At 59.1% G+C, this 15387-nt stretch carries 15 protein-coding genes; 5 read left to right on the top strand and 10 right to left on the bottom strand.

The window, feature by feature from the left end; translation table 11 throughout:
• Window positions 1-126: 126 nt before the first annotated feature.
• The 7 genes from HB376_RS36775 to HB376_RS36805 form a co-directional block, all read right to left on the bottom strand.
• Complete coding sequence (locus tag HB376_RS36775) at window positions 127-1143, bottom strand: alpha/beta fold hydrolase (RefSeq protein WP_213768607.1); 1017 nt, start codon at window positions 1141-1143, stop codon at window positions 127-129.
• A 14-nt stretch (window positions 1144-1157) separates the two neighbouring features.
• Window positions 1158-2861, bottom strand: coding sequence for an amino acid ABC transporter permease/ATP-binding protein (locus HB376_RS41660; RefSeq protein ID WP_213768608.1), 1704 nt, complete (start codon window positions 2859-2861; stop codon window positions 1158-1160).
• Between the two features lie 59 nt (window positions 2862-2920).
• Complete coding sequence (locus HB376_RS36785; protein ID WP_255631785.1) at window positions 2921-3772, bottom strand: ABC transporter substrate-binding protein; 852 nt, start codon at window positions 3770-3772, stop codon at window positions 2921-2923.
• A 76-nt stretch (window positions 3773-3848) separates the two neighbouring features.
• Window positions 3849-4751, bottom strand: coding sequence for a polysaccharide deacetylase family protein (locus HB376_RS36790; protein WP_213768610.1), 903 nt, complete (start codon window positions 4749-4751; stop codon window positions 3849-3851).
• 139 nt (window positions 4752-4890) lie between these two features.
• Entirely contained in the window at window positions 4891-7269 is a 2379-nt protein-coding gene (locus HB376_RS36795; protein ID WP_213768611.1) for an acetamidase/formamidase family protein, read from the bottom strand.
• Window positions 7270-7409: 140 nt separating this feature from the next.
• Window positions 7410-8441 carry an acetamidase/formamidase family protein gene (locus HB376_RS36800; RefSeq protein ID WP_213768612.1) on the bottom strand — a complete coding sequence of 344 codons (1032 nt, stop codon included), beginning with the start codon at window positions 8439-8441 and terminating at the stop codon, window positions 7410-7412.
• 1190 nt (window positions 8442-9631) lie between these two features.
• Entirely contained in the window at window positions 9632-10396 is a 765-nt protein-coding gene (locus tag HB376_RS36805; protein ID WP_213768613.1) for an HNH endonuclease signature motif containing protein, read from the bottom strand.
• Between the two features lie 114 nt (window positions 10397-10510).
• Here HB376_RS36805 and HB376_RS36810 point away from each other — a divergent pair, with 114 nt between their 5' ends.
• The 5 genes from HB376_RS36810 to HB376_RS41510 all read left to right on the top strand — a co-directional run bounded on the left by HB376_RS36810 (window position 10511) and on the right by HB376_RS41510 (window position 13716).
• Window positions 10511-10903: a hypothetical protein gene (locus tag HB376_RS36810; RefSeq protein WP_213768614.1), complete on the top strand. Its 393-nt coding sequence runs from the start codon at window positions 10511-10513 to the stop codon at window positions 10901-10903.
• A 255-nt stretch (window positions 10904-11158) separates the two neighbouring features.
• The gene (locus HB376_RS36815) at window positions 11159-11893 is read left to right on the top strand and encodes a nucleoside 2-deoxyribosyltransferase (RefSeq protein WP_213768615.1); all 735 of its coding nucleotides are present in this window, start codon (window positions 11159-11161) and stop codon (window positions 11891-11893) included.
• Window positions 11894-11956: 63 nt separating this feature from the next.
• Window positions 11957-12880, top strand: a complete 924-nt coding sequence (locus tag HB376_RS36820) for a site-specific integrase (RefSeq protein WP_255631786.1) — start codon at window positions 11957-11959, stop codon at window positions 12878-12880.
• A 71-nt stretch (window positions 12881-12951) separates the two neighbouring features.
• Window positions 12952-13413: a hypothetical protein gene (locus HB376_RS36825; protein ID WP_213768617.1), complete on the top strand. Its 462-nt coding sequence runs from the start codon at window positions 12952-12954 to the stop codon at window positions 13411-13413.
• 171 nt (window positions 13414-13584) lie between these two features.
• Window positions 13585-13716, top strand: a complete 132-nt coding sequence (locus tag HB376_RS41510; RefSeq protein WP_255631787.1) for a hypothetical protein — start codon at window positions 13585-13587, stop codon at window positions 13714-13716.
• 82 nt (window positions 13717-13798) lie between these two features.
• Here HB376_RS41510 and HB376_RS36830 read toward each other — a convergent pair whose 3' ends face one another.
• From HB376_RS36830 to HB376_RS36840, 3 genes are all read right to left on the bottom strand, one after another.
• Window positions 13799-14077: a hypothetical protein gene (locus HB376_RS36830; protein ID WP_213768618.1), complete on the bottom strand. Its 279-nt coding sequence runs from the start codon at window positions 14075-14077 to the stop codon at window positions 13799-13801.
• Between the two features lie 360 nt (window positions 14078-14437).
• On the bottom strand, window positions 14438-14827 hold the full coding sequence (locus HB376_RS36835) for a hypothetical protein (RefSeq protein ID WP_213768619.1): 390 nt from the start codon (window positions 14825-14827) through the stop codon (window positions 14438-14440).
• Between the two features lie 114 nt (window positions 14828-14941).
• Complete coding sequence (locus HB376_RS36840; protein WP_213768620.1) at window positions 14942-15364, bottom strand: hypothetical protein; 423 nt, start codon at window positions 15362-15364, stop codon at window positions 14942-14944.
• Between the last annotated feature and the right edge of the window lie 23 nt (window positions 15365-15387).

Raw genomic sequence — 15387 nt, forward strand, 5'->3', positions numbered from 1 at the left:
TGAACGGTCTCTCAGAATCGATTCGGGAACGTCCGTTCATGAGAGGCGATCCGCCTTTCGCAAACTCGCGCCAAACCATGCCAAACGAATCTGGCGCAAGTAGGACCGAGCGCAAAAAACTGACCCTTACATAGCCAGAATTTCCCTCACCGCACTATCGATAAACTTGACGTCGACAGCGTTAGCCGCAGGCCCGCCCGCAAAATGCCCCCACACCGACTCGATAGGCCGCAACTGCGCATTAGGCATCTTGGAAACCTCATACTCGCTATCTTCCGGCGGAAAATACAGATCCGTGCGCCCTGGCATCACAATAGCCTTTGCAGTGATACTGTCCAACGCCCGATTGAAATCTCCCTCATAAAGCGAATTCGAGGAAATATCACCGTACTGCCAGCTCCACATCATCGACAAAATATTGTTCGCGTCCTTCTTCAGGAAATCGCCCTCCCAGAACTGGGTAATAAAGTCCTCAAGCGAGCCATATCCCATCGCTTCCATGTCCAGCCGTTGACGCAGAAACGCCTGCGAAAATCCCCACCCGGCAAACACGCGCGCAGCAGCGCGCATGCCGCGCGTCGGAGGTGTATCGTAGAAACCGTCCTTGAACGCGGGGTCCAGCAGCAACGGCGCCTTCAGGCCTTCGATAAACACAAAGTTGTGCCGCGAGCACCGAGCCGCCCCGCAAAACGGCAGAATGCGCTCGACCATCCCCGGATACATCGCGGCCCAATGGAACGCCTGCATCGCGCCCATCGACCAGCCCGTGACGAGTCTGAGCGACTCGACGCCGAACTTCTCGGTCACAAGGCGATACTGCATCGCGACGTTGTCGTAGAGCGTTACGTGCGGAAAGCGGCCACGATCATAGGGCGGCGGATTGTTGCTCGGCGAACTCGATACACCGTTGCCAAACATATTCGGCACGATGATGAAGTACTCACGCGGATCAAGCCCCATGTGCTCGCCAATCAGCCACTCATTGTCGACATGGCTGCCGCTATAGAACGTCGGATAGACAATCACGTTGTCGCGCGCCGCGTTCAGCCGGCCATACGTCTTGTAGCTGAGCCACATGTCAGGCAGCGTTGCGCCGGACTGCAGCACGACGCGGCCGAGATCGAAAGTTTCGAAGTCCGTCACTTGGAGCCTCACATTTAATTGATGACGACGTTAAGGAATTTTCGGGTGCGTTCGTGCGTCGGGTTGTCGATGACCTGCTCAGGCGGCCCTTGCTCGATCACTTCACCTTCATCCATGAAGACGACGCGGTCCGCGACATCGCGGGCAAAGCGGATCTCGTGCGTGACCACGATCATCGTCATGCCGGCATCGGCTAGCCCGCGCATCACGCCAAGCACTTCACCGACGAGTTCGGGATCGAGCGCGGAAGTAGGTTCGTCGAAGAGCATCAACTTGGGCTTGATCGCGAGCGCACGTGCAATCGCCACGCGCTGCTGCTGTCCGCCCGATAACCGATGCGGCAGAAAATCCGCATGCGCGGCCAGGCCCACGCTTTTCAATAGCTCGCGGCCGAGCGCTTGCGCCTCGGCGCGGGGCACGTCATAGACCTGTCGCTGCGCTTCAACGATATTGTCCAGCGCACTCAAATGACTGAAGAGATTGAAATGCTGGAACACCATCCCCACGCGCGCTTCGGCGCGGGCACGCGCGAGGTTATGCAGGGGGCGCACCGTGCCGCCGCCACCTGGTATCTCGCGATAACCAACATACTGCGAATCGACCTTTATCGTTCCCCAGTCGAGCGGTTCGAGATGGTTGATGAGCTTGAGCAGCGTGCTTTTACCGGAACCGCTCGGGCCCAGGATCACGACCACTTCGCCATGCGCGATCGACAGGTCGACGCCGCGCAGAATCTCGCGCTTGCCATACGATTTCCAGACGTTCTTGCACGCGACAAACGGTTCATCGGAATGTCGCGGCGTGCGGCTCCCGATGGGCAGAAGCGTCCCTATCCACGTATGATCGTTCGCGAGCGGCGGCTCTTTGACGGTGGCCGGCGAAACAACCGACGCTTCCGGTTTCGAATCGCGCGTCGATGCGCGCAGCCCGAACCATGAGAACGTGATCTTCTGTTCGCGCTCGTGATCGAAGAGACGTTCGAGCCACACCTGGACCAGCGAGATCCCGCTCGTCAGTAACAGATAAATAACCGCAGCCGCGCCGAACACGGTAAAGAACTTGAAGTTTTGCCCGACGATCTGTTGTGAGCGAAACGTCAGTTCGTTGACGAAGATCACCGATGCGATCGAGGTCAGCTTCAACATGCCGATGGTGTCGTTGGCGAGACCCGGGATCACCGCTCGCATCGATTGCGGCAGGATGATGCGACGTAACGTGAGCAACGGTCCCATGCCGAGCGCGGCGGCCGCGGTCGATTGTGAACGGTTCACTGACAGGATTCCGGCACGAAAAAGTTCAGCGCTGAACGCAGCTTCGTTCAATGCAAAGCCGATAACCGCGGTCGTGATCTCATCGAAACGCAAACCGATCAGCGGCAACGCGTCGAAGATGAACACGAGTTGCAGCAGTTGCGGTGTGCCGCGCACGAACCAGATATAACCCCACGCAACTGAGTTCAAGCTCTTGAACCGCGACAGCCGCATCAACGCGAGACCGAGCCCAAGCACCAGCCCGGTCGACATAGCAATCAGCGTGATCTTCACCGCGACCCATGCGCCGCCGAGCAGGAACGGCGAACCGACATAACCGGCCAACTCCCTGAAACCGTCGAGCACCTCAACGCCCGCGAGACCGGCAGCCCTGGCGGGGTGCCATACGAGCATGGCGAGCATGCCGATGGCACCGGCAATTTTATGTTTGATACGCAATCCATTCATTTCCGAACCCGATCCATGACGCTACCGGCACACCGGGCGGTGTGCCGCGCAGGCAGCCTTTATTGAGTAAGCAGCGTGGTCGGGGTTTCCAGCGAAGGATCGACTCCGTACTGTTGGAAGGTCTTCTTTTGCGTCTGGTTGGTCTGCATGATCTTGAGTCCATCGGATACGGCGGCGATCATATCGGTGTTACCTTTTTTCACGCCCACGCCGATCTTCATGCCGCTCGTTATCATGAAGCCGCGCATGTAAAGCTGCGGGTTCTGCTTTGCGAGACCATCGACGAGCGCGAGGTCGTACATCATGACGTCGGCGCGATGGCTTGCAACAAGGCGCGCGCCAGACGCGATATCGGCGGACGTCATGATGGTCACATCAGGCTTGCCTTCGGCCTTGCACTTGGCGGCTTGCGCTTGCGCCATCGTCAGTTCGACGGTGCCGATGCCTGCCGTGACCGTGAGGCCGCAGAGCTTGGAGATGTCATCGATCTTCTTGGGGTTGCCGGCTGTCACCAGACCGCCCGTGCCGGCCTGCATATACGTGAGGAAGCTCGTCTCCTTCGCGCGTTCCGGCGTGTAGTACAGCAGGTCCCACATCACATCGATCTGTCCGGCACGCAATGCGGGCAGCAAGCCCGGCCAGCCGGCGGTGAAGAATTCCGTCTTCACGCCCGCGCAGTCGAACACGGCACGGGCCATGTCGGCATCGGCGCCGATGATCTTGTTGAAGTCCTTGCTGTCACGAAACGCATAGGGCGGGGACTCCGGGTCCACGCCGATCCTGATGGTCTTGCCCGCAAGCGATGGATATTTCTGCGCTACCTTGGACGGTTCGCACGATTGCGCCGACGCGCCTTGTGCGAGGAGGAGGCCGGCGACTAAGCATAGCAACAGCTTGACTGTCTTTGACATGAACATGGCGAATCCTAATCAGGTTGAACGATGTAAAAACGAAAGAGCCGGTACAGGGAAACGGGAATGAAGTGAGCTAACGGCCGAGCAAGTCCATGTGGCTTGCAATCGAACCCGGCGTGGTAATGCAGATGCGGCCTTCGTCGCGTGCGCGGGCAATATGTTCAAGCACCCGCCGCAAATGGCACAAACGATGCGGCTGTCCCATCAGGTACGCATGCAACGCAATGCCCATCACCAGCGGCTGACACGCGGATTGCCGCAACATTTCGTCGAAGTGATCGATCACCAGATCGGCGAACGACTTCGCGTCCATCTGGCGCGCAAGTATCATCGGGATATCGTTGACTTCTTCCGGATACGGAATCGACCACAGCGGCTGACCGTTGCGCGTATGCATGCGCGTGGGCTGGTCGTCGTGACACCAGTTGAGCGTGTACTGGTAACCAGCTTCGGCTACCAGATCGCTGGTGACACGACTCTCCGAGAGCCACGGCGATAACCAGCCCGCGGGCTGCTGCGCGCTCTCCGCCGCAATCCGCTCGCGGCATGCCACGATCAGCGCGCGCTCGTCGTCTTCAGTGAGTGTTCCTTGCCGCTGCGAATTCGTATGGCCGTGCGCGACCAGTTCGTCGCCGCGCTGAGCGAACGCGGCGACCAGCTCTGGGCAGTGATCGTAGAGCGCAGTATTGATGATGGCCGCGGTCGGCAGCGCGAGTTCATCGAAGAGATCGAGACAGCGCCACGCGCCCACGCGCAATGCATACTCGCGCCACGCGTGATTCAGCACATCGGGCTCGGGCATCACCGGACCGATCGTCGGCCCCAGTCCTTCGCCGAACGCAAAGTGCTCGATGTTGAACCCGATGTAGACCGCGAGCCGCGAACCGTCAGGCCAGCGATAAACAGGGCGGCCGTTGATCGGCGAATATTGAAAGCGCCCGTGGCCGGGCAGCGCGCGATGTGCGGGGGAATTCATGGTTCAGTGAGTCCTGTCGAGCGGCGCGTACGCCTGTGTTCACGTCAGGAGTCATGGTAGGGACGCAAAAATAGCCGGATCGCGCTTGCTGCGAACAAACTCTTGTCCGCAGGCGCATCGACGGTCGTAATTCGCGGCTTCACGCGGTGAAGAGCGCCTTGCGGATGATCGCGTGCACCCCCCAGTTGCCGTCCACGACCTGCGTCACGCCGAAGTCGACCGCGACCGAGATCAGCGAGATCGCTTCATCTTCGGATAGACCCTTGGTCGTCATCAGGAAGCGCCGCGTTTTGATAAACGCATCGCGCATCGCGAGATCGAGCGTCGATTTTTCATACACGGCGCTTTGCGCGCTCGTGCCGAACTCGGCCAGATAGTTTGGATAACTGAAGCCCTGAAGGACCCATTCCTCGGCGGTTTCGACCAGCGGGTAGGTGAGATCCGCAAACGGCTGGCCGCTGAGCGTTTCTTTCTTATGAATCACCAGTTGGAAGTCACCGGTGAGCGAACACTCGATCGCGGTGCCGCACAATTCAGAGTCGCCTTGCGACGCATGCGGGTCGCCAATGGAGAGCAGTGCGCCGGCCACCCCGACCGGCAGGAACACGCTCGCGCCGCGCGTCACGCGCCAGTTGTCGAGATTGCCGCCGAAGGTGGATGGCGGGATCGAATCGATCAGACCGTCCTGCTGCGGCGCGACGGTGACCACTCCGAAGTGCGGACGCACCGGGATTTTGACGTTCTTCAGGATGTCGTGATTCTCGACCACGGTCGAATGATCGACTGGCACGCCGGGATAATCGATCGTCGGATGCATCACGCCGAAGGGGTCCCGCTGAGGTGTCCAGCGGAAATTATAGACGGCGCGCGCGCAGGCGGTTTCGCCCGCGGTGGCGTCGGCGTCGAGTTCATAGATGGTCACGACCTCGCGCGGTTTCGGCTCGGTCAATAACTCGCGATAGTGAAAGCCCCACCACGCAGCGGCATTGCTGCCGAACGCGCGTCCGGCGAATTTCGGATTGGCGCAAGCGCGCGGATGAATATCGACGATACGCACTTCCAGCACGTCGCCGGGTTCCGCGCCGTGTACAGCAATCGGTCCGGTGCAGATATGCACGCCGAAGCCTTCTCCCGCACCACGTCCGTAGATGGACGCGTCCATGGGGCCCGCGCCGCGGCGGTTGACGTTCTTGCGCTCGGCCGTCCAATGGAACACGCTCTCGGCGCCAGGATCGCCTTGCACCATGCGCTCCCAGTCATCCGCCGCGTGTTGTGTAAGCGTTTCGATAGTCACCGTGTCGCCGCTATTCACTTCGAGCACGGGCTTCAGGTCATGACTGAAGTAACCCCAATGAACCGTGTTGGCCGTTGCACGCAACAGATGATGACGCGGCTTGCCGGACTCGCGCGGCGGCGGTTGTGACAAGGGCGCTTCAGGCTGCCCGGCAGGATCGATCTCGTCCGTCATTTCATGAATCGCGCCCTGCTCGGCGAGCTGCGCATGCACGAGCAAACTCCCGGCATTGACAGGCAAGCCGCGCGAGATTCGCCGCACGAGATGGCGCGCCAGTTCGAGGCCCGCTTCATGCCGGAAGGTGCGCGGCGACGCGCCATATTGCTCGCGGAACGCACGGCTGAAATACGCGGGATCGTTGAAACCCCAGCGGAAGCAGACATCGGCGATCGAAACCCTTTCGTACAACGGATTAACCAGCTCCGCGCGGCAGCGTTCCAGCCTGCGCGAGCGCAAGTAGGTCGAGAAATTCTGTCCAACCGCTTCAAACAGCTTCTGCAGATAACGCGGCGAGACGCGCTCTTCCTTCGCTATCGATGTCAGCCCGAGATCGGGGTCAGCGAGATTGGCTTCGATGGTTCGACATACGCGCGAAAAGATCGCCGCCTGAGACGGCGTGAGGCCGCTGAAGCTGCCTTCCTTGTCGTGACCGGCGAGACTCGCGACCAGAAACTCCGCAAGCGCAAGTTCGAGGGGGCGCAACTCGTCCAGTGACAGCGTCTCCACGCTTTCGGCAATCGAGCGCAGAAAGCCGGAGAACACGTGACCGATACCGGTGTCTCCCGGCAAACGCCCGGCACGCAGCGAGAACGGTGTAAGAAGTCGTGCGTTGATGGCAGCGCGGGGCACGCGGATCACAAACGCACGGAAGTCGGACGTGAACGCCAGGTGCGCTTCCTCGCGCGACGACGCATAGACAATATCGCCAGTCGCAACCCGCGCGCGCACGCCGTCGGCGACAAGCGTCACGTCGCCGTCGAGATGCAGCACGATCACGAGACTGTCGGCGCCATCGACCTTGAGCTCGATGGTTTGCATGAACGCGGCCAGCGCGATCAGCTCGAAGCCGTTGCTGGACTTGTGCGACTTGATGGTTCCATGCAAATGGCGCGCGGCTGTCTGAGAGGGGCCGCAGCGCAGGCCGAGCCGGGCGAGCGCTTCGTTCCATGCGCGCATGCGATCGACTTCGGCATACGATTCGGTGGTAAAACGCAGTAATTCCAACCTAGGCTCCCGGACCCTGACGAACGTCAGTCGAGTAAGTCAAAGGCAATGTCCGTGCCATTGATAACAACGCCGTCGGCGCCGCCGTGCCGCGCTACAACGGTGCCTGGACGCACCGCTATAGCGCGCGCACACTCAACTCACACGCGAGGCTTTTTCCTCGGAGGAAAGATGCTGCGGGGGATCTTGCAGTGAATGCCCTGACGGCCATCCACGACTTGAGTCACGGAGAAATCCGCGGCGACGCTCATTAGCGAATACGCGTCGTCGCGCGACAGGCCTTGCTGCTCGGTAAGCAACAACAACATATCGCGTGAAGCATTTTTCGTCGCGATGTCGAGGTCTTCATCGAAGCCATGGACGATCCAGTAGTCTGGCGTTTCCAGCAACGGCGAGGGAAATGCGAAGTCGCGCCGCAGTACGATCTGGAACATCACATTGAGTGACGCCTCGATCGCGGTGCCGCTGATCTCGCCATCGCCTTGCGATACATGCGGGTCACCGATCGAGAACAGCCCGCCGTCCACGGCGACCGGGTAATACATGGTCGAGCCCGCGCCGATGCGCCAGTTATCGATATTGCCACCATGCGCGCCCGGCGGAACGGTGCTCACGCGGCCCGCCACATCAGGCGCGACGCCGGCTGTACCCAGATGCGGACGCACCGGCACGCGAATGCCTTCGAGAGCGAGTTCGCGGCAGCAGTCGCGAATCTCCGAGCGCTTGCCCGGCACGAGATACTTGCCGGGATAGTCATACGCATACAGCGCGTGAGCCGTGTTCGATGCCTGATCGAGTTCGTAGATAGTGACGCGTTCCTTCTCGAAATCGGAGAACAAATGACCCCAGTGCGCCGCGAGATTCGAGCCGTAGTTGAAGCGCGGAATCATTTGCAGGTAACGCACCTCAAGCAGGTCGCCGGGTTTCGCGTCCTTCACAAAGATCGGTCCCGTCATCAGATGCACGCCGGGCTGGCGATCGGATTCGGGAATCGTCTCGTAGAGCGCGCGCACCTGGTCATCCATCATGAGTTCCGGGGCGTCGCCTGCGTGATGCGTTATTGCTTCGGCGCGAACGAAGTCGCCGCTCTCGACAATCAGCGCGGGCGCTAGCGCCGCGTCGAAATATCCCCAATGAACATTTTTTCGGATGGCAGGCAGGTCGTGAAGCATGCTTTCTAAAGCTCCGTAAGAGTGTGCGATCGGCAACGCGACCGAAGACAGATCGTACGAGCGACAGAATAGAAGCAGTTGGGTGACTGCGTACAAAAGCTTGTACGTGGGCGAATTGGGTCGCAGCGTCACCCCGCTCGGCGAGGGTCTCGAGATGTCGGGGCTTAAGCGCAGCCAGTCAATTTCCCCGCGCACCACAAGACAGGCTTTCGTTCGCGTTTCAATCGGCCTCTCCGACGGTAGGAAGACGAGTGGCCGGCATTTGCGAACGTCAGATTTGCGTCGTCGCGCGGACGCTCGCTACTGCGGCTCGACAGTCCGTTCGGGGTCGGGAGCGGTCCCCAGTTGCTGAACGGTGACCGCATACGGTAGACAGACCAATTTCGCAGATCAGGACTAACGCAATGCGCGTACGCTCATATCCGTGCTTGCCAAGGCCGCTCACGTGGCATCGACTTTCTCGCGATGGATCGTACCGTGCGGCATCAGCCCCGATACGCATAGCCGTTACCACGAGATTCAAGGTTTCGGCGGCGCCTGTCGAATTGCCGAGTGCTCACGACGCGAATGCCTAACCGACCGCGTGCGGAAGACGTAGAGCCCACCCAGTTTCCGCGGTAGCGCATAGAACCGCTCTGGGCATTCTGCTCAGTCGCCAACCCAGCGAAGGAGCATCAAGCAAGGCTTCGTAGATTGAATTGCGCACGGCGCGATTCACCGATGGCATCAGCTGATCTGGAATGTGTTTCGTGTGCAGATCTTCAAGCGCGTTTCGAACCGAGTATGCAACGATGGTCGCCGTCCACCTGTACGCTTGCAACTGATGATGTGGCCAGGGAGGTTCGGATCTCGCCACAGGTGGCTCCCAATATGAAGGGAGCCCGAACAAGACTCTCCACAGGGTTTCATCGCGAATATCATCCGGATGTCTCAACAGAAATCGGCATGCACTGAGGAGGCCTGATTTGACCGCAGGAGCGATTTCTCCACGCATATGCAAAGGCAGGTGATCCGAGCAAACGTCGCTGACGATGGCGCTCAAGATTTCGACCAGGTCCGTCCTTGCAAGCTGTAGAACGCCGCTCGCGGTCATACCATCGATTTCCACCCATTCCATTTCCGCCTCCAAGCAAGGGACGGTTTAATCACTATCGACGTGATGGCTGTCCGTTCGCTAATTCAGCACATATCTATCGCGATTCGGTGCCAGTTGGTAGGAGGTCGCCGTACGCATCAACCAGTCTTTCATCCATCCAGCATAGGCGATAATTTTCATCCAAGGCAATCAAACCGGCATCGAGCGCACGATGCAAATCTGCCCGCAGAGGGATGCCGTCGGCCGCGGTGTTATGCCCGAGCTTCCAATCTCGACCCGGTAAATGGGCGGCATCCAGCAAGGCTGGTTCGACGCACCCGCTGATTTTGCAACGGACCCCGTGCCTTCCGAAAACGGCCTTCCTAAACGCGATCTGGTCAGGTCGAAGTCGGATTTCACCGAAGCGTGGATCTTGCAGAATGGGGTCAGTCGATGCGGCGATCGCAGCAGCCGGGAGCGGATCACCGAGGAAGGCAACAATACCGCCGCCCCGCACTTCAAAGCGAAAGATCGGATACAGATCCAGGCCTTCCGCCGGAGCAAGGTTCGCGTGTTTCGGACCCTCCTCTCCGAGCGCCATAAACATTCCGCCCGGATAGCTTTCTTTCTCAGCGATGATGCTCAGCACCCGCGAGCGCGCAGCCTTCAAATTGACGGGGTCGCGCTTGCTAGGTGGCTGGCTAACGTTAATAAACTGTACCTCCGTGCGCGCTGCATTAGCCTTCTTCACCCAAGACGTGAAAACGATGGTTTGCTTGCCCGCGTCCAATGCGTACCAAAACTGTGAACGTGTCCCCCCAGGGCGTACGAAGCCAATGTCCTCTAGAACACGCTTGGTCGAAGTACGGCTTTCGGGCATGAGATAACCTTGGTTGGTGACGCGGACGGCGAGACTGAGGCGGTCCGTCTTCGTTTCGCCTTCGTTTAATGATAGCGTGCATAGCTGCGTCTATTACACATCTCAGGACACGCCATGCCGACCACGCACACCCTGCGGCTGACTCTGGTCCGCGCATCAGACGACGACGCTTCCTTTAGTCCGAGCTATCAGCGCGAGTTGCGGCAGTTCTATCATCTCGCGCGCGCTGAGGGCGGCAAGATTGATTCGATCACGTTCCCGATGGTTAGTGCCGATGGAGTCGACAGGTTGGCGGGTGAATTCATCGTCCCGTTCACACCCGTCGCCGGCGCCATGCTCAGCGCGGCGGCCAGCGCCTGGTTGCAAGGGCGAGCTGGCCGTCGGCTGCGCCTAAAAATCGGCGATACCGAGGTCGAGGCAGACAGTCCGGGTGAACTGTACGGCCTTTTAAATTTGACGATAATGCTGGCCGAACGGGTCGGAAAACCCGCTACTGAACATGCCTGAGGCTTGGTTATTCAATCGTCGTTGCCCGCTCTAGTGACTCGCCATCGGCCAAATCGTGCCACACGAGCGCGCCGCGTCCCTGTGAGATCCGAGTCACACCGCGCGCCGATGCAAGACACCCGCGCTCGATCCGACTGAAGCTCGACAGTATCGGCACCTGGTCGAACGGCGTTGCCTTGACTTCGCCGCCGACTCGCTATGCTTCTCATAACGCTGTCCGGGAATTTGCACCGGCTGCGGCATCCGAGGAGAGCAATGCGCGAGCCAACGAAGAAACAATTATTGCTCGTCGAACTTGTCGACCAAGGATTGAGTGTCGAAGAGATCGCGAGCCGAACGGGAACGCTTGTGCCATCCGTCAAGAAGCAATTGGCCCGTATTCGACGCAAAGTGCGCGAGGGCCACTTTGCGCCCTCCCCGCTTCCTATCGAGCGAGCCGCGACGACGCCACGCGTGTATCTCGCTGGCTTCGACGTATTCAGGACGGACGCGGTGGCTCACGGCGAGCATCTGAAATTGCAATGCCGTATGCGTGGAATGGTCAGGTTATATCCGTTGGATGGTCAGGTGCCTGACGAGCTCGACCCGTCGGCCAAGGCGCAGTGGATTTGCAGGGCCAACATGGACCTGATCCGCTCGGCTGACGTCGTGATGGCCAATCTCAACGACTTTCGTGGTGTGGGCGAACCGGATAGCGGCACGGCGTTCGAGGTGGGCTTTGCCGTCGCACTCGGCAAGCGTGTCTGGGGTTATGTGAATGACGGCCACGCAGTGATCGACCGGATCGCCGTTCGCCGTGACGTAACGGCTTCCTATTGCGATCGGGGCTATATCGTCGAAGATTTTGGATTAGGCGTGAACCTGATGATCGCTTGCACCACTCGGATCGTCGTTGGCGATGCGAGTGAATGCCTTGACGCGATAAAAGACAGGCTTGCGTCCCTGAATGAGACAACCCCATCTCCCTATAGACTGGTGCGCGAAGCGTAGCTTCGCGTAGGATGGGAAATTCCGCCATTCCAGTATATCGATTTTATGCAAATCAGCCCTTGGTTGACCGACCCCGAAGCAGCCTATGCTGACTGGCAATCTCAGGAGGCCGCCGGCGCGGATCGCCGGCCCTTCGCCGAGCAGTCGATCATTCAGCACCGCGCGATGTTCGCCCGGTTTCTTCGCTATCTCAGCGCGCATCGACACACGGTGGCCACCTTTGGCGCCGAGCACATCGAAGGGTTCTTCACCCACATTGCGCCCGACTGCGCCGAAGGGACCACAACCGAGATTCGCTACCTGAAGCTCATTGCCCGACTCACGCGCCACCTGGTGGACGTCGACGCACGCAAGGACAACCCGGCCGACACGATGCTATCGACGCAAACGTGGCCGGAGGATGAGCCAACCCCGATCTATCTATCGCAGCACGACGACAAGCGCCTGCAACGGGCTCTCGCCGTCTCGGCGGATGCATCCTTCAAGCAAGCCCGCAACAAGGCCGTGGTGGCCCTCCTCCTGGCCACTGGCATCACGGCGGCCGAACTGAGACGGCTCAGGCGACCAGATCTCGTCACGGACGGCATTCGGCCCGATGTGTTCGTGGCGAAGAACGGCCCACGTCTCGCGCGAAAAGTTCCGATCGACGCGTTTGCCCTGGAGACACTGACCGCGTACCTCGACATGCGCGACGAGATGGTGTGCGAGACGGACTGGCTCTTTGTGGCCACCGCCGCCGGCAAGCCGTTGAAGGACGATACCTTGGGCCAATCGGTGCGGGCAGCACTTCTTGAAATCGACGTCGCGGCCGCCGACATGAGTCCTCGCCTGCTGCGCAACACGTATTGCCGCAGGCACCTGGCCACCGGTCAAACCAACGAGGAAGTGAGTACGCTCTTGGGGCTGTCGAGTCATCGCACCGCTGTGCGCATCAGACAGACGCTGGAACTCGAGGATGAATCGCCGGAGCCGTCTGCACTGAATTGACTTCTCTTAGGTCTCCGTAGGGTGGGTCGTGCGTTGAGCGCTTTGCTTATCGCACAACCCAAAGGTGACCTATGAGCTATAAAGGCAACTTCAAAGACATCTACTTTCCCGGCGTCGATCGGCAGCCCAGCGTCGCGCGTTATCGCATTGTCGTAGCGTGGGACCTCGCGAATCCGATCCCGCAAGCGATTCTTCAGCTCGTGCAACTCGACGCCGACCCCGAAGAAACCATCAACTTCCTCTCGGCACTCGACGTCATGCTGAACAAAATTGTCTCGACGGATCTCGCCGGCGTGCGCATCGATCACATGCGCCTCGTGGTCGAGTCGCTGGGGGCGAGCGTGGAGGTGCCGTTTGACTTCAGCACCGAGGACTTCGTGCATCGTGGCAATCCGGTGGTGATCACCGGCACGGGGAAGTTTGCCTCGGTTCACATCGAGGCGAACGACGTCATCGGCGGTTCGGCGGTGTTATTCGCACATTTTGAGAATCGCGAACCGTTGAGCCAATTTGTCGCGGCCGCGTTGACCTAATGCGGTCCTGGCTGCGGTAAGTCCGGGGTCAGGCCGGCTCTCTTAGTTTGTCGGCGCTTTGCGGAACCAGCAGACCACAAGATGGATTGCTGCAACGAGACCCAGGAGCAATACTCCACTCGGCAGTGTCACCAGCGCATACCAATGCGCGAGCGCGCCGATATAAAGCCTATGAGTGATGTCGACGCCGAACAGTATGCACGGCGCGGCAGCACCCTCACTGAGTTTGCAGTGAAGGGCATGCCCAAGACCGTTGGCGAGCAACGCACTGGCTATCGGCCAGAGGGTCCATACACCGAGTAGCGCATACAGTACGCGGAACAGCCGCCGCCTGATGAGCGCTCGTCTAAGCAGTATTGCCCAACGCATCGCAGTAGGTGCAGGGCTATTCGAACAACTCGTTGACCTCTAGATGTGCGTGGATTTCTGCCGCCCACTGCCGCTCATGGCCACCGAGGTTTTCAAGAAGTTCGGCGAAGTACATTTTATGTCCGGCTTCTGGCAATTGCTTTAAAACATCTCGCACTAGCTTGTGTCCGGTTCGCTGATGCCCCGTCATATGCAGCCAACAACCGAGCGCAAACAAGTCCTTGAATGCGCTCGCGTTCGCTCCATGGGTCGTTTCAATAACTTCTTTCAATTTAATGGCATCAATCGCTTTCATGATTCTCGCTCTTTTCCGATAGTTAGTCTGAGAACAAAGGAGAGCCAACGTCCCATGCCTTCTGGTATGACGGCTCATCGTAGTCTCTCACCCAAGGGTTGGTCCCGACACGATACGCTTCGGGCCGTAGGGCCTCGCTCAACAACTCTGCACCGCGTCAGTCAGGAAACCTGACTAGGGCGCCGCCGAGAACCTCTGGCACTTCATACCGTTTCTGTATTGCATGTCCGTGACCGAGCAATGCATCGAATTCGTGCCCGGGCATGCCGCACGCGACGATCCCTAGGGCCAAAGCGCACTCCGGATGTTTCACCGTGTTCTCAAACCATATGGCTAACGTACGCATCGTGCTTTCCCTTCTTATGCCGCGCGGGCAGTCTTCCGTTGTGTGCTTTCATCCAGCTCGATCATCGCTGCAATGAACTCAATGAATTCGACCTGCGGCAAAGCATCGAGCCAGTCACCGTATTCGTCCTCGGACATTCCGAAGAACGCCTCACCCATTCCCTTGATCTTAGCCATCACACGATCCTGCGCGTCTCGATCTAAGTGTGCTGCTGGGAGCGCACGCCGACGATGCAACAGTGACGCATGCGACCGGCGCAGACGAAATCCAGTGATACCCTTCATCGCAATGTTTTCCCGTAGTGGCTGGCGTATTCGATTGTAGAGGCACAGCACGCCGTACATCACACCGACCGCAACCCACGGGACAGCGACGTACAACGTTCCGACCTGGTCGTAGCTCATCTGCTTTTCCGTGCTATGCCAAATGCGCGCGTATCGCGTTGCGAACTAACGCGAAGATCATCGCGGCAATCCCACTGCGTAATCCGATTCTCATACTTGTCCTTCGCTGTTTTCCTACTTGCGCTGTCTGAATTCTTTGGGGTTATAAACCGCTTTCCGCCAATCACCGTCGCGCAGCAAGAACTGGCGTGGACCAATTTCAACCAAGCGACTTGCAGCAAAAAGGGCCATCCCAACGGTTGCGGCCAAGATGACGCAGACGCCAGCGCCAGTGAAGTAATACAAACCCGTGCCGATCATGTGCATAAAGCTGCCATCGGCCGCTACATTCGTTCCCGAAACCAAATTGCTTACGAACCCTCCACCTACCCTCGCGATCAAGCAAGCGCCGGCGTCGATCGTGTTCACGATCGGGGAGCTTGTTTGGCCACTGATGAAGAGAACAAATTGATAGAGCACGTATAGAACAGCCAAGGGCGATGCGAGGCGTAGTAGACTCGCAAGCAATCCCCGTGTTGCCGATGTTTGATTTGTCATGTTTGTTTTCCTATGCCGTTGGG

This window comes from Caballeronia sp. dw_19, assembly GCF_018449515.1.
In the GTDB taxonomy this organism is placed as follows: domain Bacteria; phylum Pseudomonadota; class Gammaproteobacteria; order Burkholderiales; family Burkholderiaceae; genus Caballeronia.

Excerpts from the sequence above, each read along its gene's own strand:
- HB376_RS36835 (WP_213768619.1), bottom strand. The coding sequence starts at position 14,827 with ATGAGCTACGACCAGGTCGGAACGTTGTACGTCGCTGTCCCGTGGGTT.
- HB376_RS36805 (WP_213768613.1), bottom strand. The coding sequence starts at position 10,396 with ATGCCCGAAAGCCGTACTTCGACCAAGCGTGTTCTAGAGGACATTGGC.
- HB376_RS41510 (WP_255631787.1), top strand. The coding sequence starts at position 13,585 with ATGAGTGATGTCGACGCCGAACAGTATGCACGGCGCGGCAGCACCCTC.
- HB376_RS36830 (WP_213768618.1), bottom strand. The coding sequence starts at position 14,077 with ATGAAAGCGATTGATGCCATTAAATTGAAAGAAGTTATTGAAACGACC.
- HB376_RS36785 (WP_255631785.1), bottom strand. The coding sequence starts at position 3,772 with ATGTCAAAGACAGTCAAGCTGTTGCTATGCTTAGTCGCCGGCCTCCTC.
- HB376_RS36825 (WP_213768617.1), top strand. The coding sequence starts at position 12,952 with ATGAGCTATAAAGGCAACTTCAAAGACATCTACTTTCCCGGCGTCGAT.
- HB376_RS36790 (WP_213768610.1), bottom strand. The coding sequence starts at position 4,751 with ATGAATTCCCCCGCACATCGCGCGCTGCCCGGCCACGGGCGCTTTCAA.
- HB376_RS36815 (WP_213768615.1), top strand. The coding sequence starts at position 11,159 with ATGCGCGAGCCAACGAAGAAACAATTATTGCTCGTCGAACTTGTCGAC.
- HB376_RS36810 (WP_213768614.1), top strand. The coding sequence starts at position 10,511 with ATGCCGACCACGCACACCCTGCGGCTGACTCTGGTCCGCGCATCAGAC.
- HB376_RS36800 (WP_213768612.1), bottom strand. The coding sequence starts at position 8,441 with ATGCTTCACGACCTGCCTGCCATCCGAAAAAATGTTCATTGGGGATAT.
- HB376_RS41660 (WP_213768608.1), bottom strand. The coding sequence starts at position 2,861 with ATGAATGGATTGCGTATCAAACATAAAATTGCCGGTGCCATCGGCATG.
- HB376_RS36840 (WP_213768620.1), bottom strand. The coding sequence starts at position 15,364 with ATGACAAATCAAACATCGGCAACACGGGGATTGCTTGCGAGTCTACTA.